Origin of the sequence: Streptomyces sp. NPDC007945 (assembly GCF_042958885.1) — a bacterium.
In the GTDB taxonomy this organism is placed as follows: Bacteria; Actinomycetota; Actinomycetes; order Streptomycetales; family Streptomycetaceae; genus Streptomyces.
In genome coordinates, this window is sequence record NZ_JBIBJV010000004.1 from 237728 (window position 1) to 262053 (window position 24326).

25 protein-coding genes and 1 pseudogene are annotated in these 24326 nt (G+C 73.8%); 12 read left to right on the forward strand and 14 right to left on the reverse strand.

The genetic code is table 11. The features are described 5' to 3' along the window. The first annotated feature begins 106 nt into the window (after positions 1–106). The gene (locus ACFZCF_RS15240; RefSeq protein ID WP_391286826.1) at positions 107–1516 is read left to right on the forward strand and encodes a DUF5685 family protein; all 1410 of its coding nucleotides are present in this window, start codon (positions 107–109) and stop codon (positions 1514–1516) included. 79 nt (positions 1517–1595) lie between these two features. Here ACFZCF_RS15240 and ACFZCF_RS15245 read toward each other — a convergent pair whose 3' ends face one another. Then, positions 1596–3104, reverse strand: coding sequence for a DUF4246 domain-containing protein (locus ACFZCF_RS15245; protein ID WP_388447772.1), 1509 nt, complete (start codon positions 3102–3104; stop codon positions 1596–1598). 137 nt (positions 3105–3241) lie between these two features. Between ACFZCF_RS15245 and ACFZCF_RS15250 the strand changes: the two are divergent. After that, positions 3242–3717, forward strand: a pseudogene (locus tag ACFZCF_RS15250) (SDR family NAD(P)-dependent oxidoreductase). 178 nt (positions 3718–3895) lie between these two features. Here the strand turns inward: ACFZCF_RS15250 and ACFZCF_RS15255 are convergent. The 5 genes from ACFZCF_RS15255 to ACFZCF_RS15275 all read right to left on the reverse strand — a co-directional run bounded on the left by ACFZCF_RS15255 (position 3896) and on the right by ACFZCF_RS15275 (position 7629). Further along, a complete protein-coding gene (locus tag ACFZCF_RS15255) occupies positions 3896–4495 on the reverse strand; it encodes an LLM class flavin-dependent oxidoreductase (RefSeq protein WP_391286827.1) in 600 nt (199 codons plus the stop codon). Then, positions 4488–4670, reverse strand: coding sequence for a hypothetical protein (locus ACFZCF_RS15260; RefSeq protein WP_391286828.1), 183 nt, complete (start codon positions 4668–4670; stop codon positions 4488–4490). Before ACFZCF_RS15260 ends, ACFZCF_RS15255 begins: the two co-directional genes overlap by 8 nt. 79 nt (positions 4671–4749) lie before the next feature. After that, complete coding sequence (locus tag ACFZCF_RS15265) at positions 4750–5589, reverse strand: aldo/keto reductase (protein WP_391286829.1); 840 nt, start codon at positions 5587–5589, stop codon at positions 4750–4752. Positions 5590–5688: 99 nt separating this feature from the next. Continuing rightward, positions 5689–6891, reverse strand: a complete 1203-nt coding sequence (locus ACFZCF_RS15270) for an MFS transporter (protein ID WP_391286830.1) — start codon at positions 6889–6891, stop codon at positions 5689–5691. Between the two features lie 270 nt (positions 6892–7161). Continuing rightward, on the reverse strand, positions 7162–7629 hold the full coding sequence (locus tag ACFZCF_RS15275) for a MarR family transcriptional regulator (RefSeq protein WP_391286831.1): 468 nt from the start codon (positions 7627–7629) through the stop codon (positions 7162–7164). A gap of 179 nt (positions 7630–7808) precedes the next feature. Here ACFZCF_RS15275 and ACFZCF_RS15280 point away from each other — a divergent pair, with 179 nt between their 5' ends. Beyond that, the gene (locus ACFZCF_RS15280; protein WP_391286832.1) at positions 7809–8297 is read left to right on the forward strand and encodes a VOC family protein; all 489 of its coding nucleotides are present in this window, start codon (positions 7809–7811) and stop codon (positions 8295–8297) included. Here ACFZCF_RS15280 and ACFZCF_RS15285 read toward each other — a convergent pair. Further along, positions 8266–9870, reverse strand: coding sequence for an FAD-dependent oxidoreductase (locus ACFZCF_RS15285; RefSeq protein ID WP_391286833.1), 1605 nt, complete (start codon positions 9868–9870; stop codon positions 8266–8268). The two genes, ACFZCF_RS15280 and ACFZCF_RS15285, sit on opposite strands and share 32 nt — an antisense overlap. Next, the gene (locus tag ACFZCF_RS15290; RefSeq protein ID WP_388447760.1) at positions 9867–10466 is read right to left on the reverse strand and encodes a TetR/AcrR family transcriptional regulator; all 600 of its coding nucleotides are present in this window, start codon (positions 10464–10466) and stop codon (positions 9867–9869) included. Before ACFZCF_RS15290 ends, ACFZCF_RS15285 begins: the two co-directional genes overlap by 4 nt. A 74-nt stretch (positions 10467–10540) precedes the next feature. Here ACFZCF_RS15290 and ACFZCF_RS15295 point away from each other — a divergent pair, with 74 nt between their 5' ends. The 3 genes from ACFZCF_RS15295 to ACFZCF_RS15305 all read left to right on the forward strand — a co-directional run bounded on the left by ACFZCF_RS15295 (position 10541) and on the right by ACFZCF_RS15305 (position 13925). Further along, on the forward strand, positions 10541–12136 hold the full coding sequence (locus tag ACFZCF_RS15295; RefSeq protein WP_391286834.1) for an FAD-linked oxidase C-terminal domain-containing protein: 1596 nt from the start codon (positions 10541–10543) through the stop codon (positions 12134–12136). Positions 12137–12192: 56 nt separating this feature from the next. Continuing rightward, the gene (locus ACFZCF_RS15300; RefSeq protein WP_391286835.1) at positions 12193–13074 is read left to right on the forward strand and encodes a YegS/Rv2252/BmrU family lipid kinase; all 882 of its coding nucleotides are present in this window, start codon (positions 12193–12195) and stop codon (positions 13072–13074) included. A 188-nt stretch (positions 13075–13262) separates the two neighbouring features. Continuing rightward, the gene (locus ACFZCF_RS15305; RefSeq protein ID WP_388447754.1) at positions 13263–13925 is read left to right on the forward strand and encodes a deoxynucleoside kinase; all 663 of its coding nucleotides are present in this window, start codon (positions 13263–13265) and stop codon (positions 13923–13925) included. Positions 13926–14091: 166 nt separating this feature from the next. Here the strand turns inward: ACFZCF_RS15305 and ACFZCF_RS15310 are convergent, their stop codons facing one another. After that, complete coding sequence (locus ACFZCF_RS15310) at positions 14092–14784, reverse strand: HAD-IA family hydrolase (RefSeq protein WP_391286836.1); 693 nt, start codon at positions 14782–14784, stop codon at positions 14092–14094. Between the two features lie 223 nt (positions 14785–15007). Here ACFZCF_RS15310 and ACFZCF_RS15315 point away from each other — a divergent pair, with 223 nt between their 5' ends. Continuing rightward, complete coding sequence (locus ACFZCF_RS15315; RefSeq protein WP_388447750.1) at positions 15008–15331, forward strand: plasmid stabilization protein; 324 nt, start codon at positions 15008–15010, stop codon at positions 15329–15331. 92 nt (positions 15332–15423) lie between these two features. Here ACFZCF_RS15315 and ACFZCF_RS15320 read toward each other — a convergent pair whose 3' ends face one another. The 5 genes from ACFZCF_RS15320 to ACFZCF_RS15340 form a co-directional block, all read right to left on the reverse strand. After that, a complete protein-coding gene (locus ACFZCF_RS15320; RefSeq protein ID WP_391287090.1) occupies positions 15424–16164 on the reverse strand; it encodes a metallophosphoesterase in 741 nt (246 codons plus the stop codon). A 38-nt stretch (positions 16165–16202) separates the two neighbouring features. Then, the gene (locus ACFZCF_RS15325; protein WP_388447746.1) at positions 16203–16463 is read right to left on the reverse strand and encodes a hypothetical protein; all 261 of its coding nucleotides are present in this window, start codon (positions 16461–16463) and stop codon (positions 16203–16205) included. Then, positions 16460–17266 (reverse strand): nucleotidyltransferase family protein, encoded by an 807-nt coding sequence (locus tag ACFZCF_RS15330; RefSeq protein WP_391286837.1) that lies wholly within the window; start codon positions 17264–17266, stop codon positions 16460–16462. Before ACFZCF_RS15330 ends, ACFZCF_RS15325 begins: the two co-directional genes overlap by 4 nt. Before the next feature lie 122 nt (positions 17267–17388). After that, a complete protein-coding gene (locus tag ACFZCF_RS15335) occupies positions 17389–17862 on the reverse strand; it encodes a hemerythrin domain-containing protein (protein WP_388447743.1) in 474 nt (157 codons plus the stop codon). A gap of 102 nt (positions 17863–17964) precedes the next feature. Further along, positions 17965–18162 (reverse strand): hypothetical protein, encoded by a 198-nt coding sequence (locus tag ACFZCF_RS15340; protein WP_391286838.1) that lies wholly within the window; start codon positions 18160–18162, stop codon positions 17965–17967. Between the two features lie 280 nt (positions 18163–18442). Between ACFZCF_RS15340 and ACFZCF_RS15345 the strand changes: the two genes are divergently transcribed. From ACFZCF_RS15345 to ACFZCF_RS15365, 5 genes are all read left to right on the forward strand, one after another. Continuing rightward, positions 18443–19969 (forward strand): SDR family oxidoreductase, encoded by a 1527-nt coding sequence (locus ACFZCF_RS15345; protein WP_388447739.1) that lies wholly within the window; start codon positions 18443–18445, stop codon positions 19967–19969. 179 nt (positions 19970–20148) lie between these two features. Further along, positions 20149–21522 carry an FAD-binding domain-containing protein gene (locus ACFZCF_RS15350; protein ID WP_391286839.1) on the forward strand — a complete coding sequence of 458 codons (1374 nt, stop codon included), beginning with the start codon at positions 20149–20151 and terminating at the stop codon, positions 21520–21522. 232 nt (positions 21523–21754) lie between these two features. Then, positions 21755–22162: a hypothetical protein gene (locus ACFZCF_RS15355; protein WP_391286840.1), complete on the forward strand. Its 408-nt coding sequence runs from the start codon at positions 21755–21757 to the stop codon at positions 22160–22162. An 81-nt stretch (positions 22163–22243) separates the two neighbouring features. Then, positions 22244–22825, forward strand: coding sequence for a carbonic anhydrase (locus ACFZCF_RS15360; RefSeq protein ID WP_388447733.1), 582 nt, complete (start codon positions 22244–22246; stop codon positions 22823–22825). After that, positions 22822–24303, forward strand: coding sequence for a SulP family inorganic anion transporter (locus tag ACFZCF_RS15365; RefSeq protein ID WP_391286841.1), 1482 nt, complete (start codon positions 22822–22824; stop codon positions 24301–24303). Before ACFZCF_RS15360 ends, ACFZCF_RS15365 begins: the two co-directional genes overlap by 4 nt. Positions 24304–24326: the final 23 nt, after the last annotated feature.

A 24326-nucleotide genomic window follows, 5' to 3' on the forward strand; every position in this document is an offset into this window, starting at 1 on the left:
TCGCCGCGGGCGTTCCCCGGCGGGGGACCCTCTAGGATCCTGTACCCGTGAGCCGTCCGGCGCGAGGTGTCCGGGCGGCGGTCGTCTCTACGGGGGGAGTGCTTCGGTGTTCGGAATCATCAGACCGTGCCGTCATCGGCTGGGGGAGGGCCTGCGTACGGAGTGGATGGCGCACCTGTGCGGGCTGTGTCTGGCGCTGCGCGGCGAGTACGGGCAGTTCGCCCGGGTCGCGACCAACTACGACGGCCTCATCGTCTCGGTGCTGACGGAGGCGCAGTCGGAGCGCACCGGGGACTGGCGGCGGGCCGCCGGTCCGTGCCCGCTGCGGGGGATGCGGTCGGCGGACGTGGCCCAGGGCGAGGGCTCGCGGCTCGCGGCGACGGTGTCGCTGGTGCTCGCCGCGGCGAAGATACGCGACCACGTCGCCGACGGCGACGGTCTGGTGGCGCGCCGCCCGGTGGCGGTGGCGGCCCGTCGGATCGCCCGGGGCTGGGACCGCGCGGGCGCGGCGGGCGGCGAGCGCCTCGGATTCGACACGGCGGTGCTGGTCGAGGCGGTCGAGCGGCAGCCGGAGATCGAGCGGACCACCGGGCTCGGCGGCTCGCTGCTGACGGTGACCGAGCCGACGGAGACGGCGACCGCGGCCGCCTTCGCGTACACCGCGGTCCTCACCGACCGGCCGGGCAACGCCGCACCGCTCGCGGAGGCCGGCCGCCTCTTCGGGCGTCTCGCGCACCTGTTGGACGCGGTGGAGGACCTGGAGGCGGACGCGGCCGCCGGCGCGTGGAACCCGATCGCCGTGACCGGCACGGACCGTGCCGAGGTGCGCAGGCTCTGCGACGACGCCGTCCATGGCATCCGACTGGCCCTGGCCGAGGCCGACTTCGTCGACGGCCGGCTGGTACGGACCCTGCTCGGCGGCGAGTTGGAGCGCGCCGTCGACCGCGCCTTCGACCCCCGGCACCGTGACCACGGCCACCGGCACCACGACCGGCCGCGGCTGTTCGGCCTGCTGCCCCTGCCGGGCCGTCGGGCGGAGACGCTCCCGGCACCCGGGGCCGAGCACTCCTGCGGTGTCGGCACGCTCACGGGCACCGCCCCGGAGGGTGGCATGACGGCGGCGAACCGGCCGCCGGACGGGGAGTGCCGGCGGTGCGGCCAGTGGCGCCGCCTCTGCCCCGACTGCCGGCTGTGCTACGACTGCTGCCGCTGCGACGACGAGGTCGAGGGGGAGGACCTGGAGTCCGTCCAGTTCGGCGACGGTGGCGGCGGAAACAGTGGCGGTTCCGGTGGAAACGGCGGCGGTTCCGGCGGCGACGGCTGGTTCGGCGGGCGCGGCGGCGGCAACTCGAGCGGCTCGTCCGGCGGTTCGGGCGGCTGGGGCGGCGGCTCGGGCGGCTCCGGAAGCGGCTCCGGTGGTTCGGGGGGCTCGGGCGGCGGCTCCGGTGGTGGCTGCGGCGGCGGTGACGGCGGCTGCTGCAACCCGTGCAAGTGCTGCGACTGCTGCTGCGACTGACGGGCCGGGCGCGCCGCTCCGGTTCCCCGCGGACGGGGGCACCGGAGCGGCGCGGGGCGGCCGGCCCCGGCCGGCGGGCTCAGTGCTCGCAGAGGGAGAACTCCCGCTCGTAGAGCTGCTCGTTGTGCTCGTCGACGAAGAACTTGCGTTCCTTCATGAGCTCTTCGCGGAACGTCTTCGCCTGCTCCAGCGTCATGGTCGCGGTGTCGGCCCACGGCTGCTGCGGAGGGACGTCGGCCGTCGAGACGATCCGCTGCGAGGGGTCGACCAGGAAGAACGCGAGGATCTTGCGGTGTCCCGGGCGGGTGGGGTCCGCGAGGCGGAACGCGTCGACACGGTGCTGGAGGACGTTGGGGAAGGCCAGGCAGCGGCCCTGCGGCGTCGACGCCGACCCCAGCACCTGGTTCAGCGCCTCGTCGTTCTCCAGGCCGTAGACCTCGCGGACGCCCGCGTCGTCGTTCTGCTGGTACTCCGGGTCGTCGAGCGCCGTCCGGAAGCCCAGCCGGCTCTCGGTGATGTTCTCGCTGTCCCAGTAGTAGAGCCCGGTCGAGACGATGCGCTCGTTCACCATCCCCTCGACGTGCCAGGAACCGCCGGCGTACTCGGGCTTCTCCGGAGTCAGGTGGATGGTGGCGAGCTTGACGATCACCTGGAGGCGACGGCCGCGCAGGTCGACCCGGTCGGCCTCGGCGGGTGCCTCGGGGGCGGTGAACTCCGGGGCGTCCGGGACGACCGGGACGCGGTTCTCGTACCAGTCGTCGTGGGCCTCCACCCACGCGTGGTAAGCCTCCTGGTAGGCCGCGCCGTCGGGGTGGTCGGCCTTGGCCGGGTACGCCGGCTCCGCGTCGTACCACCCGTAGGGGTCGGCCTCGACGCGCAGCGGCCGCGGGTGGCGCAGATCGGTGAGCACCCGCTCGAACAGCGGGCGCATTCTGCCGAACAACTCCGGAAGCACGGCACCGAGTTCACGATGCTCCACGGGGTGGACGTTGTTGACGTACGAGAGGAAGGAGACACCGCCCTCGTCATCGACCTCGACGTCCGTCGGCAGCCACTGGAAGCGCTCGGAGAACTCGTACGCCGAATAGCGGTCCGTCGGGTTCCGCCACGCCTCCTCGGGCGCGCCGCTCACCTCCCGCACCAGGCAGAACAGCGAAGGGTGCACGAGGTCCAGCACCTGGCCGTCGGAACCGGGATGCCAGTCCTTCTCCGCCTCGGGAACCTCTTCGAGGACGCGCACCGCGTCCCGTAGCCGGGACCTCAGCCCCTCGTCGACGAGCGTGTCCGACTGCCACACCCCGTCCACCGCGGACACCTCCGCGCCGGTCGCCTCGTCCCGCAGCGCGGCGTAGTGCGCGAGTTCGGCGAGCACGTACGCCACCTGCGCCTCGGTGAGGCCCTGAGCGACCGCCTCCCGCGTCCAGCGGGCCACGATGTCGGCGTCGTTCCTCTTCTCGAACCACCCCGACTTGGCCCGGATATGGGCGCTGCACGCCATCATCTCCAGCTCCCGCAAGGTCCGGGGAGGCGTGTACGGCAGCGTGCGGGAGGCCTGGAAGGGCAGGGGGAAAGCGGTGAAGCCGGTCAATGCTCTGGGTCCTTCGAGTCGGCGTGCGATGGCGGGAAGGATATGTCAGTGGACCGACAACGGGACCGGCCGGAAGGGCCGGTCGCCCACGGTGAGCGGTGGCATCCGAGCGTGACGAGGAGAGGACGGGACGATCCATGACCCACACCCCTTGGCGGGAGCGGTCCGTGGTGGTGACGGGCGGGACGCGAGGCATCGGACGCGGCATCGCCGAACTCTTCGCCCGCCGCGGCGCGGCCGTGCTCCTGACCGGACGCGACGCGGCCGTGGCACGCGAGGTGGCCGGAGCCGTGGCCCGCGCCACCGGCGGGCGGGTCGCCGGGACCGGGGTGGACCTGCGTGACCCGGCCGCGGTCGAGGCGATGGCGAGGCGGAGCGCCTCCACGGCCACGTCGACGTCCTCTGCGCGAACGCCGGCGTCTTCCCGGAGAAGCCGCTGCGCGAGATGACGGCGGCCGACGTCGACGACGTCCTCGCCGTCAACCTCCGGGGGACGATCCTCGCCGTCCGCGCGTGCCTGCCCGCGATGAAGTGCGGCAGCACGTACTCGGCGAGTTCGTGCAGCAGCTCGTCGACCGGGCGGTCGTTGGGACACAGGTTGAAGGAGACGTGAGAGACGCCGAGTTCGGCCATCCGGCCCAGGTGATCCACCAGGGCCGCGCGGCCCGTGCTCAGGCCGAGGCGGATGGGCCGCGCCGGGGCGGCCGGGTCCTCCTGGAGGGTCAGCACCATCGGCGTCAGGTACGGCTTCCCGGTGCCACCGGCGCCGGGCCCGTCCGCCGTGCCGCCGGTCAGTTTCCGCCACTCGCGGGTGCGCAGGCGCAAGGCGCCCAGGTCGCGAGGGTAGTTGAGCGAGGCGTCGGCGTGCTCCGCGATCCAGGCGGGAGCCTGCTGAGCGCCGCCGGCGACGGCGATCGGGATCCCCGTCGGGGCGACGGGACGGGGCAGCACCTCAAGCCGCCGGTCCGGGCCGAGACCGGACCCGGGCAGGTGGAGGGGCCCGGGCGCCAGGCGGCCCGCAGCGTCTCGACGCCCTCGCGGAACGCGGTGCCGCGCCCGTCGAAGTCCCGGCCGAACAGCGGGTACTCCACCGGTCGGTCGCCGCTCGCGAGACCGAGTAGCATCCGGCCCCCCGAGAGCACGTCGACGGTGGCCGCGGCCTTGGCCACGAGGAGGGGCTCGCGCAGCGGCAGCACGACCGCGCCGGTCGCGAGGACCACGTTCTCGTTCACTGCGGCGAGGTGCCCAAGATGGGTGAAGGTCTCGAAGACGCTGCCCGCGTCACCGAAGGCGACGGGGTCGTGGAGAGGGACGTCGCGCAGCCACAGCGCCGCGAAGCCGAGGCGGTCGGCGAGCCGGGCCGCAGGGGTGTGCGCCGTCAGGTCAGGCACACCGAAGGGCCGCCCGGCCGCGCTCGACGCCCCAGTCGTTGTCCAGGGGCAGTTCGAGACCGAGCGTCAGGCGACCGGCGGCGGGAGCGAGCCGGGCGAGCGAGGGGTGGGCGGAGAGCGAGGAAGGGGAGGGGAGGGCGGCGGAGGCGTGGACGGAGGTGGGGGCCTGGGACACGGCGGATCCTTGGGCGACGTCGGCCCGCGCTCGCGCGCGGGCCGACGGAGGGAAGGGGGCGCGCCCGGTGGGCGCGGGGTCAGTTCAGCTCGTCGGGGTGCGGGCCGGTGCGCAGTCCGCGGTCGAGGCCGGCGATCGCCGTCATCTCCGCGTCCGTCAGGACGAAGTCGAAGACGTCGAGGTTGGCGCGGATGCGGGCCGGCGTGACCGACTTCGGGATGACCACGTTGCCGAGCTGGAGGTGCCACCGGATGACGACCTGGGCGGGCGACTTGCCGTGGGCGGCCGCGATCGCGGTGATCGCCGGGTCGTCGAGGACCGCGCCCTGCGCCAGCGGGCTCCACGCCTCGGTGGCGATCCCGTGCTCGCCGTGGAAGGCGCGCAGCTCGGACTGCTGGAGCGCGGGGTGCAGCTCGATCTGGTTGACGACCGGGGTCAGCGTGGCGTCTTCGAGCAGCCGGCGCAGGTGCTCGGGCTGGAAGTTGGAGACGCCGGCGGCGCGGACGCGGCCTTCCTCGGCGAGCCGCTCCAGGGCGCGCCAGGAGTCGCGGTACAGGTCGCGGGCCGGGGTCGGCCAGTGGATCAGGTACAGGTCGACGTAGTCCAGGCCGAGCTTGGCCAGGCTGGCGTCGAAGGCCCGGAGGGTGGCGTCGTAGCCCTGGTCCGCGTTCCACAGCTTGGTGGTGACGAACAGCTCCTCCCGGGGGATCCCGGAGGCGGCGAGGGCGCGGCCGACGCCGGCCTCGTTGCCGTAGACGGCGGCGGTGTCGACGCTGCGGTACCCGGCGTCGAGGGCGGCCGTGACGGCCGCGGTGGTCGCCTCGTCTGCGACCTGGAAGACGCCGAAGCCGAGCTGGGGGATCTCGACGCCGTTGTTCAGCTTGACGGTGGGGACGGTGGGCGTTGCGGACGGTGCCATGGGGGGTTCGTGCTCCTTCACGGGGCGAGCGCGGTGCGCTCGGTGGTGCGGGCGGCGTTCACGGAGGGGGTTCCGGAGGCCGCGTCTGTGGGGGACGGGTCAGTGGTGGACGGGGGTACGGGCCGGGGCGGCCTGGGCGACGACCCGGCCGGCCTTGGTGGTGCGGCGTTCGAGCGCGGCGGACCAGAAGGCGAGGGCGAGCGCGGTGACGGCGAGGAGGGCGCCGACCCAGTTGGGGGCGGTGTAGCCGAGTCCCGCGGCGATGACGAGGCCGCCGAGCCAGGCGGCGAGGGCGTTGCCGAGGTTGAAGGCGCCGATGTTGACGGCGGAGGCGAGGGTGGGGGCGCCGTGCGCCTGGTCGAGGACGCGCTTCTGGAGGGGCGGGACGGTGGCGAAGCCGAGCGCGCCGACGAGGAAGACGGCGACCGCGGAGAGGATCTTGTCGTGTGCGGCGAGGGTGAACAGGGCGAGGACGACCGCGAGCCCGCCGAGGGTCGTGTACAGCAGGGGCATCAGGGCGCGGTCGGCGAAGCGGCCGCCGAGGAGGTTGCCGAGGAACATGCCGACGCCGAACAGCACGAGCAGCCAGGTCACGGCACCCTCCGAGTACCCGGCGGTCTCGGTCATCATCGGCGCGATGTAGGTGATGGCGGCGAAGACACCGCCGAAGCCGAGGACGGTCATCGCCATGGCCAGGAGGACCTGGGGGTTGCGGAAGGCGGTGAGCTCCCGGCGCAGGTTCGCGCTCTCGGGGCGGGGCATGGCGGGGACGAGACGGGCGATGCCGACCAGTCCGACGACGCCGAGTGCGGCGACGATCGCGAAGGTGGTGCGCCAGCCGACGGCCTGACCGATGAAGGTGCCCAGGGGGACGCCGACGATGTTGGCGACGGTGAGGCCGGTGAACATGGTGGCGATGGCCCCGGCCTTCTTGTCGGGGGCGACGAGTTCGGCGGCGACGACGGAGCCGATGCCGAAGAAGGAGCCGTGGGCGAGGGAGGCGACCACGCGCCCGGCGAGCATGACCTCGAAGGTGGGGGCGAAGGCGGAGACGAGGTTCCCGGCCACGAACAGGCCCATCAGCAGCATCAGCATCCGCTTGCGGCTCACGCGGCCGCCGAGGACGGTGAGCAGCGGGGCTCCGATGACGACGCCGAGGGCGTAGCCGGTGACGAGGAGTCCGGCCGTGGGGATGGAGACGCCGTAGTCGCCGGCGATCTGGGGCAGGAGTCCCATGATCACGAACTCGGTCGTGCCGATTCCGAAGGCCCCCACGGCGAGGGCGAGGAGAGCGAGTGGCATGGGGTCCGACCCTTTCCGATTGCTTGAGTGAGCTCCTTGCGTGCTTCCACAATATTTGCATGCGCGCGTTAAATGCAAACGCGGGCAGGCGGTGATGCGGGTGGATGGGCGTATGCATGCCGAGACCGGCCCTGCGGTGCGGGGTGCGGGCGGTGCGGCGGTGTGCGGTCGGTGGGCCGGCGGTCCGCGGTCGGGCCGGGGGTGGGTGCGGGAGGCGGGCGGGCGCGACGAAGAACCCCGCCCGAGCGGGAGCTCGGACGGGGGCGGGTGTTACGAGCGCCGCGCCGGTGCGTCGATGGCCTCGATCGCCGCGACCAGTGAGGCCAGCTCCGGGTTTCCGGCGGCCTCGTCCAGCGCCTGCCGCAGCGCGGCGTCATTCGTCGGCCGGGCCGCGTCCAGGAGTGCGCGGCCGGCCGGGGTCACGTCGGTGTAGATGCCGCGGCGGTCGGTCGGGCACAGGTACCTCGACAGCAGGCCGCGGTCCTCCAGGCGGGTGACCAGGCGCGTCGTGGCGCTCTGGCTGAGGACGACCGCGTCGGCGACCTGCTTCATCTGCAGGTGGCCGCCTTCGCCGTCGTGCTGCCGGCTGAGCACGTCGAGCAGCGAGTACTCCCGCGCGCTCAGGCCGTGGCCCGACTGCAGGGCCCGCTCGACGCGGGACTCGATGCGGCCGTGCAGCAGGGAGAGGGCGCCCCAGCCGCTGGCGAGTGCCGTGAGCGCAGGATCCGTGGCGGTCATGGGGTCCGGTCTCCTTTCGGGGGCTGTGGAGCCCAGGATACGCCACAGGAGCAAAAATCGGCGAGCACCTATATAGCGCTTGCGCAAGTACTGGGGGAGTGCGGGGAGATGCGGAAAGTGGTGGTTTCGTAAGAATTGCCGTGGATGCCCTCGCCGGAGGGCGGGAAAGAGGAGGGCCCATGGCCGTCGCCGACACTCCGATGCACCTCACCCGGGCCGCCCACGTCGGGATCTCCGTCTCCGACCTGGACGCCTCGATCGCGTTCTACACGGTGCTCACCGGGCGCGGGCCCGTCGCGGAGGGAACGATGGACAGCGTGCCGTTCGGCCGGTCGCAGGGGCTCCCCGTCGCGAAGCTGCGCTACGCGACGATCGACATCGACGGGCTCGGCATCGACCTGATCCAGTTCCAGGACCCGGTCGGCGAGCGGACGAACGGCAGGGCGAACCGCCCCGGCTCCATGCACCTGTGCTTCAGGGTCGACGACTTCGACGCGGTGTACCGGCGCATGAGGGACGCCGGGTACGACTTCCTCGGCGACGACTACACCTTCGCCGCCGGAGAAGTCACCCCGGACGCGGCCCTCGGTACCAAGGTGGCCTACTTCAACGACCCGGACGGCACCAACCTGGAGATCATCGAGCCTCGGGGCGGGTTCGCGAACTGACCGCCTCCGCGCGGGCCAGGGCGTCGCGGGCCGCCTCCTCCGCCAGGGCGCGGTCCTCCGGGACGACGCCGACGCGGGTGCGGCGGTCGAGCAGGTCGGAGGTGTCGAGGGCGCCCTCGTGGCGGGCCGCCCACACGAGTTCCGCGCCGGTGACGGGATGGCCGGGCACGACGGGTACGGCGAGGGCCGGATCCTCGGTGCCGAGGGCGTGCACGGCCGGGGCCTCGGAGCCGTACCGCTGGACGAGGCGGGGCGGCACGTCGAGTCCGGCGAGGACCGCGGGGCGGGCGGCGCCGACGAGCGGGACGGACGCCGTGCGGCAGGGGCCGGCGCTCAGGCCGCGCACGGCGACGGCCGCGTCCACGGCGTCCTGGGCCATGCGGCGGTAGGTGGTCAGCTTGCCGCCGACGACGGTGACGACCCCGTCGGGCGAGGTGAGCACGGCGTGCTTGCGCGAGATGTCGGCGGTGCGGCCGTCCGGGCCCCGGGAGTCGAGCAGGGGGCGCAGTCCGGCGAAGGCCCCGACCACGTCGGAGCGGCCGACGGTCACGTCGAGGGCGGAGCCGAGGACGTCGAGGAGGAAGCCGATGTCGGTCTCCGGGACCTCCGGCACGTCGGGCACCTCGCCGTCGACGGGCTCGTCGGTGAGGCCGACGTACACCCGTCCGTCACCCTGCGGCAGTACGAGGACGAAGCGGTTCGCCTCGCCGGGGATCGGGATGTGCAGTCCGGCGGAGAGCCGGCCGAGGGTCTCGGAGCGCAGGACCAGGTGGGTGCCGCGCGAGGGTCGCAGCCGTACGTCGTCCACGAGGCCGCCCGCCCAGACGCCGGTCGCGTTGACGACGGTGCGGGCGCGGACCCGCAGCTCCTGGCCGATGGTCTCGTCCCGTACCAGCGCCCCGTCGCCGTACAGCTCCAGGGCCCGGGCGCGGGTGAGGACCCGGGCGCCGTGGGCGGCGGCGGTGCGGGCGATCGCCGTCACGAGACGCGCGTCGTCGGAGAGCTTGCCGTCCCAGGAGAGCAGTCCGCCGCGCAGGCCGACCGGGCGCAGCGCCGGGGCGAGGTGGCGGGTCTCGACGGCGGACAGGGTCCGCGGCCGCGGCAGGGTGCGCCGCGAGGTGCGGGCACCGACGCGCAGCAGGTCGCCCGCGGTGAACCCGGCGCGCGCGAGGGCCGCCTGGCCGCGGCTCACGAGCGGGGTGAGGGGGAGTACGAAGGGCTGGGCGCGGACGAGGTGCGGGGCGGTGCGCTCCATGAGGATGCCTCGCTCGACGGCGCTCTCGTGGGCGACGTCGAGCTGCCCGGTGGCGAGGTAGCGCAGCCCGCCGTGGATCAGCTTGGAGCTCCAGCGGGAGGTGCCGAACGCCAGGTCGTGGGCGTCGACGGCGGCGACGCTCAGTCCGCGGGTGGCGGCGTCGAGCGCGGCTCCGGCGCCGGTGGCGCCGAGTCCGACGACGAGGACGTCGACGGTCTCCCCATCGGCGAGCCGGTCCAGTTCGCGCCGGCGCCGCCGGGCGTCGAGCGAGGAGCCGGGCAGGGCGGTGCCGCCCGGGGGAGTGCTCGTGGGGTTCACGGGGCGAGGGTCCTCTCCAGCAGGGTACGCAGCTCTCCGAGGAAGGCGGCTTCGCTCAGTTCGGGATCGCTCGCGTCGGCCATGGTGCCCAGCGAGAGCGTGAAGGACTGGACGACGAGCAGCAGGGACCGGGCCTGCAGTTCGGGGTGGGCGCGGCGGACGGAGCCGTCCTCGTGCCCCTCGTCGAGCGCCTGCACGAGCAGCCCGAGCAGGGCGTCCTGGCTGGCGCCCCGCCGGTCGAGCACATAGGGCAGCAGCAGTTCGGGGTCGACGTCGAGGATCTTCCGGAACAGCGGGTGGGACCGGAAGGCGGCGACGCCCGCCACGAGCCCTTCGACGATCCGGTCCCGCTCCGGGCGGTCGTCGTCGACGGGCGGCATGGCGCCGGCGGCGACGGCGATCCACTCGCGGGTCATCAGGTCGCCGACGAGGCTCCGCACGTCGGGCCAGCGCCGGTAGATGGTCATCCGGGACACGCCGGCCCGCCGGGCGACGTCGGTGAGGGTGGTTCGCCGTACGCCGACGGCGAGCACGCAGTCCCGTGCCGCGTCGAGGACGGGATCCGCGTCCGCATGGTTGTGACGAATGGGCGTCATCTGTCACAGTGTAATGCCAGTGTGGGCCGAGCGGCAGCGCCGTCCCGGAAACAGACCGTGAGGAACCTCTCGAAGTGGACATGTTGTGGAGCGGCTGGGGCGACCCGGCCAAGGCGGCGCCCCTGCCCGAATCGGTGACCGGTCTCCTGCGGGACCTGCTCGGCGTCACCCCCCGCGAGAGCGGCCCCTCCGCCCTCACCGGCATCGAGGTGCCCGCCCCGGCACTCGCCGACGAGGCGAACGGCGCCCTGCGCGCCGCCGTCGCCGCACCCGACGGCGTACGGGACGACGCCGAGAGCCGCATCCGGCACACCCGCGGCAAGTCCACCCCCGACCTCCTGCGTATCCGCGCCGGCGAGGTCGACGACATCCCCGCCGCCGTCGTCCTCCCCGGCAGCCACGACGAGGTCCTCGCCGTCCTGCGCGCCTGCGCGGACCACGGCCTCTCCGCCGTCCCCTTCGGCGGCGGCACCTCCGTCGTCGGCGGCCTCGCCCCCACCACGAAGCGCCCCTTCGTCGCCCTCGACCTGCGGCGCCTCGACCGGCTCCTCGCCCTCGACGAGGTCTCCCGCACCGCCACCCTCCAGCCGGGCCTGCGCGGCCCGCAGGCCGAGGCGCTGCTCAACGAACGGGGCTGGACCCTCGGCCACTTCCCCCAGTCCTTCGAGTGGGCCACCCTCGGCGGATTCGCCGCGGCCCGCTCCAGCGGCCAGGCCTCGGCCGGCTACGGCCGCTTCGACGAGATGGTCCTCGGCCTGGAGGTCGCCACCCCCGAAGGCACCCTGTCCACCGGCCGCGCCCCGCGCTCCGCCGCCGGCCCCGACCTGCGCCAGCTGATCCTGGGCTCCGAGGGCGCCCTCGGCGTGATCACCTCGGTGACCGTGCGCGTCCGACCGCTGCCGGAGAAGCGGATCTACGAAGGCTGGCGCTTCGCCTCCTTCGAGGCCGGCACGGCCGCCCTGCGCCGGCTCGCCCAGGACGGCCCACGGCCCACGGTCCTGCGGCTCTCCGACGAGTCCGAGACCTTCGTCGGCCTCGCCCAGCCGGACGCCATCGGCACCGCCGCCCTCCCCGAGAACCCCGGCTGCGCGGCCATCGTCGGCTTCGAGGGCACCGAGGCCGACACGGCCGCCCGCCGCGCCGCCGCGCGCGAGGTCCTCCTCGCCTGCGACGGCGAGTTCATCGGCGAGGAGGCGGGCGACAGGTGGGAGCACGGCCGCTACGACGCCCCCTACCTGCGCGACGCGCTCCTGGACGCCGGGGCGTTCGCCGAGACGCTGGAGACGGCCGCCTTCTGGTCCGCGATCCCCGGCCTCTACACGGCGGTGCGCGACGCGCTCACCGGCACCCTCACCGAGGCCGGCACCCCGCCCCTCGTCATGTGCCACATCTCGCACACGTACGAGAACGGCGCCTCGCTGTACTTCACGGTCGTCTCCGCGCAGGGCGAGGACGCCGTCGCCCACTGGGCGCCGGCGAAGCGGGCGGCGAACGACGCGATCCTGGCGGCCGGCGGCACCATCAGCCACCACCACGGCGTCGGCACCGACCACCGCGACTGGTACGCCCGCGAGATCGGTCCGCTCGGCATCCGTATGCTCCAGGCGGTCAAGGCCGAGGTCGACCCGACCGGCGTGCTCAGCCCCGGGGTCCTCATCCCCGTCCGCTGAGCACCGCCGCCCGCCCCCTTCCCGCACCTCACATCGCGCCGCCCGGAGGCCATTCCATGCGACAGTTCACCGCCGTCGTCAACCCCACCGCAGGGGGATCCAGCGGCACGGCGAGCCTGCTGCCGGTGGCCCGGCTGCTGCGCGAGGCGGGCGCACGGCTCGACACCGTGTACAGCCGCAGCCTGGACCACGCGAGGGACGTCGCCCGGGAGGCGGGGGAGAAGGGGCACGTGGTGCTCGCCGTCGGAGGCGACGGCATGGCCGGCACCGTCGGCGGCGCGCTCAGCGGCACGGACACGGTCTTCGGCCTGGTCCCCGCGGGCCGCGGCAACGACTTCGCCCGCGCCCTGGGCCTCCCCGCCGACGCCCCGGGCCTCGCCGCGGTCCTCCTCCACGGCGAGCCCCGCGCGGTCGACACCATCGAGGTGGAGTCGGCCCGGCACCCGCGCCTCCGCGTCCTCGGCAGCGTGTACGCGGGCGTCGACGCGGTGGCCAACCGCCACGCCAACGCCTCCCGGCTCCTGCGCGGCGCCGCCTCCTACTACGCGGGCGGCCTCCGGGCCGTCGTCGCCTGGAAGCCCGCCGCCTACCGCATCACCCTCGACGGGGTCCGCCACGAACGCACCGGCTACACCGTGGTCGCCGCCAACTCCGGCTTCTACGGATTCGGCCGGAACATCGCACCCGGTGCCCGCGTCGACGACGGCCTCCTCGACGTCGTCGTCATCAAGGAGGCACCCAAGCGCCTCTTCTTCGCCATGATGAACGAACTCAAGACGGGCGCCCACGTGAACCGCCCCCAGATCGAGATCCTCCGCGCCAAGGAGGTCCGCATCGAGGCCGACCGCCCCCTCCCGTACGGCGCCGACGGCGAGGTCGACGCCACCCTGCCCGTCACCCTCAGGGCGATGCCCGCCGCCCTCCGCGTCCTGGCCTGACCCGGACCCGGGAGCCGGGGTCATCTATGCTTCTGGGCGGCACCCGCGCAGCGGCTTGTGAGGCCCGGGCGGGGACCGCGTGACACCGATCATGAAGCTCCTGGGAACCGAGTACCGCCGCAGCGTGTCCGGGCGGTGGGGGGCACCCGGCTCTCGCCGTGAACAGGAATCCCAGGGAGAAGTGAGGTATGTCGGTGATCTGCGTCGGAGGCATGATCGGGATCGGCAAGACGAGTGTGGCCGAGCTTCTGGCGAAGGAGCTGGGCAGCGACGTCTTCTACGAGAGCGTCGACGACAACCCGATCCTGCCGCTCTTCTACACGGCGAGCCCCGAGGAGATCCAGGCCAAGCGGTACCCCTTCCTGCTCCAGCTCTACTTCCTCCAGACGCGCTTCGCGTCGATCAAGGAGGCGTACAAGCAGGGCGACAACGTCCTCGACCGGTCCATCTACGAGGACTGGTACTTCGCCAAGGTCAACCACGACCTGGGCCGCATCAGCTCCCTGGAGATGCAGGTGTACGAGGGCCTGCTGGACGAGATGATGCGCGAGATCGACGGCCTGCCGTATCGCAAGGCCCCCGACCTCATGGTCTACCTGAAGGCGGACTTCGAGACGGTGCTCAAGCGCATCGGGCTCCGCGGCCGCGACTTCGAGCAGGACGAGGCCCTCGTGGAGTACTACCGCACGTTGTGGTCCGGCTACGACGACTGGGTGCACAAGCACTACTCGGCCAGCGAGGTCCTCGTCATCGACATGAACCGCACCGACGTCGTCCACGACCCCGACGACGCCGCCCGCGTGGTGCGGCAGGTCAAGGACGCCCTGGCCGCCGCCAGGGCCCGCGCCTGATCCACGCGCGCATGCCCGGCGGGCGTGCGCGCGACCGCACCGGGTAGGCGCTGGGGCCCCGGGGCCCCCGCACGGCCCCTGACGCCCCACGGCGGTCGGCGTCCTGGAGGGCGCCGGCGGATGAGCGGTGCGGCTCCGGGCCGTCCGGGGCCCGTCCGGACGCCGGTCATTCCGGAGGCCGGGACAGGGGGCTGGTGTCGAGCGTCCGCAGCAGCGTCATGGCGTCCTCGCAGACGAGCACCGCGCCCGCCTCCTCCAGCTCGGCGCGGGTCGCGCCGCCGGTCAGCAGCCCGACGCACGGCACCCCGGCGCGCCCGGCCGCCTGGACGTCCCAGACGGTGTCCCCGACGAAGACGGCGTCCCCGGGCTCGACACCGACCGACTTCAGGGCCGCCTCCACGAGGTCCGGTGCCGGTTTGGTGGCGTCCACGTCCGCGCTGGAGGTGGCCGCGTCGATCACGTCGTCGGCGTCGAGCAGCCCGCGGACGGCGCCGACCTCCTCCTCGGACGCCGAGCTGGCGAGTACGACCCGCCACCCCCGCGCGGCCACCGCGCGCAGCAGCTCCGCCGCACCCTCGAAGGGGCGGAGATTCTCGTACCAGGCGGCGTAGAGGGCCCCGTGCGCGTCGGCGATCGCACCGTCCTCGCTCCGTCGGCGCCCCTCTCCCAGCACCGCGTCCAGGAGGCGGTCGGAGCCCATGCCGATGGCGTGGTGGATGCGGGACATCGGAACGTCGTGGCCGTGCCGACGCAGGGCCTGCCACCAGGTGACGGTGTGGAGGTAGTTGGTGTCCACCAGCGTCCCGTCGACGTCGAACAGGGCGGCGCCCCGAGGCGCTCGTGCCGTACGCGCAGTCATCGTCTCCTCCTCACACCGAGCCCGTCGCCTCGGTCCGGTGACGCGGTCCGGTGACGCGCCTACCCGACCGCGCTCCTCCCACCCGTGCCCCTTCCGTACCCGCACCTGCACGGAGGCGATCGGGGCACGCGGCGCCGCCGCATGAAGGCCGGGGGAAGGGGCAACCGCGCAAGGAAGGCCCTGCCGCCCGGGCAGGGCTACGCCGGTACGGAAGGAGCACGCCATGCCTCGTGGGTCGAGTCCCAAGCGGGAGCGCCAGTACGAGCACATCAAGGAGAGCGCCGAGGACCGGGGCGAGAGCGAGAAGCGCGCGAAGGAGATCGCGGCCCGCACCGTGAACAAGGAGCGCGCGCGTTCCGGCGAGTCCAAGACGGCGAGCAAGAGCTCCACGCAGGACATGTCGTCCTCGCGCCGCGGCGGCAAGCGCTCGCACAGCGGCTCCGAGGGGCCCACGTACGACCAGCTGTACGCCGAGGCCCAGCGGCGCAACCTGCACGGACGGTCCCAGATGAACAAGGCGGAGCTCAAGCAGAAGCTCGGCCACTAGGGGATGGGTTCCGGGGGATACCAGGAGCATCGGGAGCGTCACCGGATCCAGGGACCCGGCGACGCTCCCGGCGGTTTCAGGAGGCCTGGGCCTCAGGCGGGCTCGCGGGCGGGGACCGGCAGTTCGTAGAGCGCGAACGCGCGGTCGATGACCGGCTGGGCCACGTTGCGGACGCGGACCCCGCCCGCCGTCATGCCGTGCTCCGTCCCGAGGTGGGCGTGGCCGTGGACGGCGAGGTCCGCACCCACGGAGTCGATCGCCTCGGCCAGCAGATAGCTGCCGAGGAACGGGTAGATCTCGACGGGCTCGCCGGCCAGGGTGTCGGGGACCGGCGAGAAGTGGGTCAACGCGACGCGGACGTCGCACCGCTCTGAGGCCAACTCCTCCAGGGCGGCGGTCAGCCGCTCGGCGCCGACGTGCGCCACGCGGACCCAGGCCCTCATCTCGGGCTCGCCGAAGGCACCCGCGCTCCGGCCCGCGAACCCTCCGCAGAACCCCTTCGCGCCGGCCACGCCGACCCGGTGGTCACCCACGGAGAAGACCGCCGCCTCTCCCTCCAGGACGCTGACGCCCGCGGAGCGGAGCGTGCGCGCGACCTCCTCGTCCTGGTCCGAGTGGTAGTCGTGGTTGCCCAGCACGGCGACGACCGGGACCCCGATGTCCCGGACCTCCTCCGCCACCACCCGGGCCTCTTCGACGGTGCCGTGCCGCGTCAGGTCACCCGCGAGCAGGAGAACGTCCGCGCACTCGGGGAGCGTCGCGAACGCGGGACGCAGCAGCCCCTCGCAGCCCGGCCCCAGATGGATGTCCCCGACCGCCGCCACCCTGACCACGTGGTCCCCGCCGCCCGGGGACACCGGCGTCGCCGGCCTCATGACAGCTGCTCCCCGTGGTCGGGCGCGGCGACGGAGGGGGTGGTCAGATCGGCGCGCACCACGATCCCGTCCAGCTCCTCCCGCGCCAGGCGCAGGATCTCGTCCCGCCGGTCGGCCGTCGCCAGCGAGCCGGTCAGCAGGACCGTGGCGCCGCGCAGCTCGATCCGGACGCCGAGCTCGGCGACGTCGTCGTCGGCCAGGCGTTCACGCAGCCGGGCGATCCGGTACTCCACCTCCTGGGAGGCGTGCTCGGTCATGCGTCCGGCTCCTCTCCGCCGGAGGGACGGGGCTCGATGACGTCGAGCCGTTCCAGCAGGTACAGGAAGGCCGCGGCCATCGGCTTGTCCTCGGTCTCCTCGCGCACGCGGTCCCAGTCGACGCGCTCCCGCAGTCCACGGGCGACGGGGAGCAGCCGGCCGAAGTCGCAGTGGTGCTCCGAGAAGGCGGCCAGCCGCCCGACCATGAGGTCGGTCGGATGGATCACCGGCATGTGCACCGAGTCGACGGGCAGGGTCTCGGCCCGTTCGAGCAGTTCGGTCGTGACGGGGCGGCCCGCGAGGGAGAAGATCAGGTCGATGTGCTCCCCGCTTCTGCGGCCCTTGATCAGCCAGTCCTCGGGCGGCTCGACGATCTCGATGCCCTGCTCGCTGAGCAGGGGCGTCAGCTGGTCGGCGTCCTCCCGGCGCACGGCGAAGTCCACGTCGTGCTGGAGACGCACGGGGATGCCGTGGGCGTACGCGGCGACGCTGCCGACCAGGGCGAACGCGCACCCCGAGGACTTGAGGACGGCCGCGACCTCCTTCGTGACCTCCAGGATCGCCTGGGTGTGGTCCGGCGGAAGGTCCTGTTCCTGTCCTCGCTGGTCACCGGCGGTGCGCGCCGCGAACCCGGCGGAGCCGGAGGCCAGGCCGGCGCCGGAACCCGGGCCCGGATCCGAGCCCGCGGGGTTCGCGGCGAGGCGAGGGCCGGAGCCCGAGCCGAGGCCGGTGGCGGGGTCCGTGGGCCGTCGGCCGTCGGCGGCGGTGCCCTCGGGCGCGGGAGCCCCTTCGACGAGGTTCATCTCGATCCCTCCTGCCGAACGCACCGCTGCGGGTTCCGATCCCCGAGGGTCTGCCAGTACCCCGTCCGTCCCGAAGAATGCACCGGCCGGGCGCGACGCGTCCGGCCCGTGTCCCGGCGCGCTCACGAGTCCGCGCTGGGGACGTCGAGCGGATTGCGGGGCGCGTTCTTCCGCTCCTCGGCCATCCGCTCCCCGAGCTCGACCAGGCGCTTGCGGCCCATGGCCTTGCGCACGTCGGGGAACCAGTCGCTCTCCTCCTCCTCGACGTGGTGCCGGACGTTCTCCATGAGCACGGTCATCTTGGCGTCGAAGCGCTCGTCCTTCGGGTCGAGCCCGTCCAGCTCCGACATCATCCACAGCACCGCGTGATGCTCCTCGACGCTCTCCAGGACGTGGTCCTTGGTATCGGGCGCGGCCTCCCGCGCCGCCGGGTAGAACACCCGTTCCTCGATCCAGGCGTGGGCGGTGAGCTCGCGGATCACCTCGTCGGCGATCTCCCGCTTGCGCTCGTACGCGTCGTCTCCCGCCTTCTCGAACTCCTTGAACAGCTTCTCCACCGTCTTGTGGTCTTCGCGGAGCAGCACGATGCCGTCCATGAGGTACTCCTCGTCGCAGGGGTGGGGCGGCGGCCCTGCGGCCACCGCCGGGACACGGGACAACGGATCGGGGGCGGCGGAGCCCGGTGGGCTCCGAGGGACTCAGTGGGCCCCGGCGCCGAATTCGGCGTGCTGCGTGCGCAGCGCGAAGTCGACCTCCGCCGGCGGCGGGCCGCCGAGCGACCGGCGCCGGGCCTCCGCGCGGGCCTCCCGCGTCAGCGCCCGGAACTCGCCCTCCGTCAGGGCGGGGCGATGCGGCCGACCGTCGCCGGGCCCTCGGTTCTCCGCGTGCGTACGCATGATGACCAGTCCGCCTTTCTCGATCTCGCCCCGCGTGTACCCGGCATGCGCCGGAGCAGTACTCGCTTCGCCACCGAGCCCGCGGAGCGGAGCCGTTCTCGACGCGGGCCCGGGGCCCCGGCCCCGAGCACGCCTCGGCTCCGACATCACCACCCCGGGCGGGACTCCACCACCGGAGCCGCCGGACACGGCCGGGCGACCGAGCGTCCGCGTGACCCAAGACGAGGAAAGAACCGCCGGGGGCGTGTACGCCGCGGCCGACGGTGAAACGGATCAGGGCATGGACATTCCCACCCCGGCCGACGGAGCCCTCTGCCTGGTCACCGGCGCGAGCGGCTACATCGGAGGCCGCCTCGTCCCGGAGCTGCTCGACAAGGGGTACCGGGTGCGCTGTCTCGCCCGGAACCCCGACAAGCTGCGCGACTTCCCGTGGTCCGACCGGGTGGAGACCGTGCGCGGTGACGTCACCGCCGCCGAGAGCCTCCGCGAGGCGTTCGCCGGCGTCGACGTCGCCTACTACCTGGTCCACTCCATGAGCTCCACGGCCCGCTTCGAGGACGCCGACCGCCGCGCCGCCCGCGCCTTCGCCGCAGCGGCCGGGACCGCCGGCGTGCGGCGCATCGTCTACCTCGGCGGCCTGGTGCCGAGCGGCGTCCCGGAGGGCGAGCTCTCGCCGCACCTGCGCTCCCGCACCGAGGTGGGCCGCATCCTCCTCGACTCGGGCGTCCCCACCGCAGTCCTGCGCGCCGCCGTCGTCATCGGTTCGGGATCGGCCTCCTTCGAGATGCTCCGGTACCTCACCGAACGGCTCCCCGTCATGGTCACCCCCACCTGGGTCGACACCCGCGTGCAGCCCATCGCGGTCCGCGACGTGCTGAGGTACCTGGTCGAGAGCGCCGCCCTGCCCGCCGACGTGAACCGGACCTTCGACGTCGGCGGGCCCGACGTCCTCACCTACCGGCAGATGATGGAGCGGTACGCCGAGGTGGCCGGGCTCCGCAAGCGCCTCATCATCCCCGTACCCGTCCTCACCCCCCGGCTGTCGAGCGAGTGGATCGGCCTCGTCACCCCGGTCCCGTCGTCGCTGGCCCGCCCCCTCACCGAGTCGCTGCGGCACGAGGTGGTCTGCGCGGAACACGACATCGGCCGCTACGTGCCCGACCTCCCCGGCCGGCCCCTCCCCTTCACCGAGGCCCTCCGGCTGGCCCTCCGCCGGGTGCGGGAGGCACGGGTCACCACCCGCTGGTCCTCCGCCTCACCGCCGGGCGCGCCCAGCGACCCGCTGCCGACCGACCCGCACTGGGCGGGCGGCAGCCTCTACACGGACGAACGCTCGCGCATCGTCGAGGCGAGCCCCGACGCGCTGTGGCGGGTCGTCGAAGGCGTGGGGGGCGAGAACGGCTGGTACTCCTTCCCGCTGGCCTGGGCCGTCCGGGGATGGGCCGACCGGCTCGTCGGCGGCGTGGGACTGCGCCGGGGCCGCAGGGACGCCGACCGCCTCCGCGTCGGCGACGCGCTGGACTTCTGGCGGGTGGAGGCGATCGAGCGCGGCCGCCTGCTGCGCCTGCGCGCCGAGATGCGCCTGCCCGGCCTCGCGTGGCTGGAAATGGCGGTGGAGCGGGACGAGCGGGGTCGGACCTCGTACCGTCAGCGGGCGCTCTTCCACCCCCGGGGTCTCGCCGGTCATGCGTACTGGTGGGGCGTGTCACCGTTCCATGCCGTGGTGTTCGGCGGCATGGCCAGGAACATCGCCCGGACCGCGGAGAAGTCCGGCGGCGCCACCGGGGCGCCACCGGGCCGCGGGTGACGGCCAAGTGCCCGGACGGATCCCGCGCCCGCCCCGGGAGGGCGCCGGAGCCGGCTCCGCTGGTCCCTCCGCGGGCGACCGGCGCCCCGGCACCGGGGAACCGCGTACGCGGAAGTGACCCACCCGAACCCCGGCGCGGCGCCGCGCGTCCGTGACCGGGGCCGAGCAGAGAGAGCGCGATGACCGTCTCCGTCGTCCTGTACACCTCCGACCTCCGGGTGCACGACCATCCGCCGCTGAGGGCGGCGGTCGGGAGAGCCGACGAGGTGGTGCCCGTCTTCGTCCGCGACCCGGCGGTGGACCGCGCGGGCTTCGCGGCCCCCAACCGGCTGGCCTTCCTCGCCGACTGCCTGGAGGACCTCGACCGTTCCCTGCGGGAGCGGGGCGGCCGGCTGGTGGTGCGGGAGGGCGACACGGTCGCCGAGGTGCGCGCCCTGGCGCGGCGGACCGGCGCCGAAGAGGTCCACGTGGCCGCCGGGGTCACGGCCTTCGCCCGGCGGCGGGAGGACCGCCTGCGCAGGGCCCTGGAGGAGGACGGTCGCCGGCTGTCCGTGCACGACGGCGTGGTCACCGTCGTGCCGCCCGGCGACCTCGCCCCGCAGGGGTCGGACCACTACGCCGTCTTCACCCCCTACCACCGGCGCTGGGCCGCCGAGTCGCTCAGGACCCCCTTCGCCGCCCCGAGGACGCTGCGGGTGCCGGCGGACGTGCGCTCCGATCCGGTGCCGCTCCGCTCCGCCGTCGCGGACGTGTCGCCGGCCCTGCCCGCCGGTGGCGAGAGCGCGGGCCGCGAGCGGCTCGCCTCCTGGCTGTCCGCGGGCCTCGACGGGTACGGGGACGGCCACGACGACCTGGCGGGCGACGCCACTTCCCGCCTGTCGCCCTACCTGCACTTCGGCGCCCTGTCCGCCACCGAGGCGGTGCACCGGGCGGCGCGGCGCGGCGGGGCGGGCGGCGAGGCGTTCGTACGACAGCTCTGCTGGCGGGACTTCCACCACCAGGTGCTGGCCGCGCGTCCCGCGGCGGCCGAGGCCGACTACCGGCCCCGGCCGGGCGGCTGGCGGGTGGGTCCGGACGCGGACGCGGACCTGGCGGCGTGGAAGGAGGGGCGCACCGGCTATCCCCTCGTCGACGCGGCCATGCGGCAGCTCGCCCACGAGGGGTGGATGCACAACCGGGGCAGGCTGCTCGCGGCCTCGTTCCTGTCCAAGACGCTCTGCGTCGACTGGCGGGAGGGCGCGCGGCACTTCCTGCGTCTGCTGGTCGACGGGGACGTGGCGAACAACCAGCTCAACTGGCAGTGGGTGGCCGGAACCGGAACGGACACCCGTCCCCACCGCGTCCTCAACCCCGTCGCCCAGGCCAAGCGGTACGACCCCGAGGGCCGGTACGTGCGCCGCTGGGTGCCGGAGCTCGCCGGCCTCGAACGCCCCGCCGTCCACGAGCCGTGGCGGCTGACCGGCCCCGATCGGGCGGCCGTCGCCTACCCGGAGCCGCTGATCGGGCTCTCCGAGGGCCTGGAGCGTTACCGGCGGTTGCGGGGTCTCTCCTGAAACGGGGCGCGCCCCGGCCCGAGGGGCGTCGGCCGTCGGTCCCCCTCGGAATCGCTATCGCGATCGAGTCGATCCGGCCATTCCTCCGCGCTTTTAGGGCTCTCCGCAGGTGGAAACCTCGCGTTAACCCCGTCGGCAACCCCACTGGATTAGCATGCGTCTTGACCTTCCCTTGACCAATTGTTGGTTCGGGCTATACGTGTGAGCCCGCCGAAAAGGAAGCAGAAGCCGCATGTCACGAGCCTCGGCGACCCGGTGCGTGGTGACGCTCCTCGCCGTCGTGCTGCTCGCGTCGTCGCTGCTCGCCACCACCGCGCCCTTCGCACACGCGCACACCGGGCGCCACGCCGCCCTCGGGGGACAGGGTGCGCTCACCCCGCCCGACGCCACGCCGCCCTGCGACGCCGCGCCGCCACCGGTCCACCCTTCCTGGGGCGACCCGACCGGACCGCCCCTGGCCCGTGACCCCCACCGCGCCGTCGTTCCGCGCGCGTCCGTCCGGTCCGACCGTCCGGCGGTCGCCCCGCGGCGCGAACCGGCGCCGGGGGACGACGCGTCGGTGACCGGCCCCGCCGACCTGCCCGGGCCGAGAGACTCCAGAGCTCCCACCCGCGCCGCCCTCCAGGTGTTCCGCTGCTGACAGGGGCGGAGCAGCAATCCCCCCCCACACCCCGTCAGCACCCGACGCGCACCCTCGCGCGCCAGGAGGAATCACCACGCCATGCAACCCCTCATCGACAACGCGCGGGCGTTCGGACAGCGCCCCGAGGAGTTCACCGGCCTCGCCGCAGGCCAGTCCCCCGCGGTCCTGTTCATCACCTGCTCCGACTCGCGGGTCGTCCCGGCCCTGATCACCGGCGCCCGCCCCGGCGAGCTCTTCGAACTCCGCACCGCGGGCAACATCGTTCCCCCCTACGCCTCCGGCACCCCCACCGGCGAGGCGGCCACCATCGAGTACGCCGTCGAGGTCCTCGGCGTCGAAGACGTCGTGGTCTGCGGACACTCTCACTGCGGCGCCGTCGGCGCGCTGGTCCGCGGCGAGGACCTCACCGCCGTGCCGGCGGTACGGGACTGGCTCGCGCACGCGGCGGACGAGCCCCGGTCCTCCGACCCGGCCGACCCGGCGGTGGCCGAGGCCGTGCAGAACCACGTCCTGACCCAGCTGCTGCGGCTGCGCTCCTACCCGTGCGTGGAGAAGCGGCTGGCGGAGGGCCGGCTCCGGCTGCGCGGGTGGTACTACGAGGTCGGCACCGGCGCCGTGCGGGAACACCGCCCGGACTCCGACGCGTTCGAGGCGCTGTGAGCGGCGTGACCGCCGGCGCGCGTCGCCGCTTCCCCCACCTCCGGCAGGACTTCCTTGCGTCCGTCGTCGTCTTCCTCGTCGCCGTCCCGCTGTGCGTGGGCGTGGCGGTCGCGTCCGGCGTCCCGGCCGAACTCGGCCTCGTCACCGGCATCGTGGGCGGCCTCGTCACCGGCTCCATGGCCGGCAGCAGCCTCCAGGTCTCCGGCCCCGCGGCGGGCCTGACCGTCATCGTCTTCGAGGCGGTCAGCACGTACGGCGTGGGCACGCTCGGCGTGATCGTGCTCGCCGCCGGGCTGCTCCAGCTCGCGATGGGCTTTCTCAAGGTGGGCCGCTGGTTCAGGGCCATCTCGATCTCCGTCGTCGAGGGCATGCTCTGCGGCATCGGCCTGGTGATCATCGCCGGCCAGCTCTACGCCGCGGCGGGCCTCAGGGCCCCGGAGACCGGCATAGGCAAGATCGTGGGCCTGCCCCGGGCTTTCGCCGACGTGCTCGGGAACACGGAGGCCCTGGCCTCGCTCGCGATCGGTGCCGGCACCATCGCCGTCATCGTGTTGTGGAAGAAGCTGCCGAAGCGGGTGCGGTCCGTGCCCGGCGCCCTCGTCGCGGTGGTACTGGCCACGGCCGCCTCGCTCGCGTTCGGCCTGCCCGTCGCCACGGTCGAGGTCGAGGGGCTCCTCGGCGTCGTACAGCCGCCCGGCGCCCAGGCCTTCGCCGAGCTCGCCACCCCGGCCATCTGGGGCACGATCGTCGCGTTCGCCCTGATCGCGTCCGCGGAAAGCCTGTTCAGCGCGGCGGCCGTGGACCGGCTGCACGACGGTCCGCGCACCGAGTACGACAAGGAGATGATCGCCCAGGGCACGGGCAACACGGTGTGCGGCCTGCTCGGCGCGCTGCCGATGACCGCGGTGATCGTCCGCAGCTCCGCGAACGTCGAGGCCGGCGCCAGGACCAAGGCCTCGCGGGTCCTGCACGGCGTATGGCTGCTGCTCTTCGCCGCCGTGCTGCCGTTCGCCCTCGCCCTCATCCCGCTGGCCGCCCTGGCCGGAATCCTCGTGCACGCGGGCTGGAAGCTGATCCCGTTCCGCCAGCTCGCGGGGCTGTGGCACGGGCACAAGGGAGAGGCCGTCGTCCTCGTGGTCACGGCCGTGGCCATCGTCGTCGTGAACATGTTCGAAGGCGTCCTGATCGGTCTCGCCCTGGCGGTCGCCAAGACCGCGTGGGAGGCCTCGCACGTCAAGATGGAGGTCGTCGACAAGGGAGCCGGCCCCATCCGGGCGTACCTGGCCGGCAACGCCACCTTCCTCCGCCTGCCGAAGATCCTCGACAGCCTGGAGTCGCTTCCGCAGGACCGCCCGGTCGAGCTGGACCTGTCACGGGTCCACCACCTCGACCACGCCTGCCGCACCGCGCTGGAGAACTGGGCCGAGAGGCACAGCGCCGCCGGCACCGAGCCGGTGAAACTCACCATCGCCGCCTGAGCGGGCGGCGCCGTCGGCCGCCG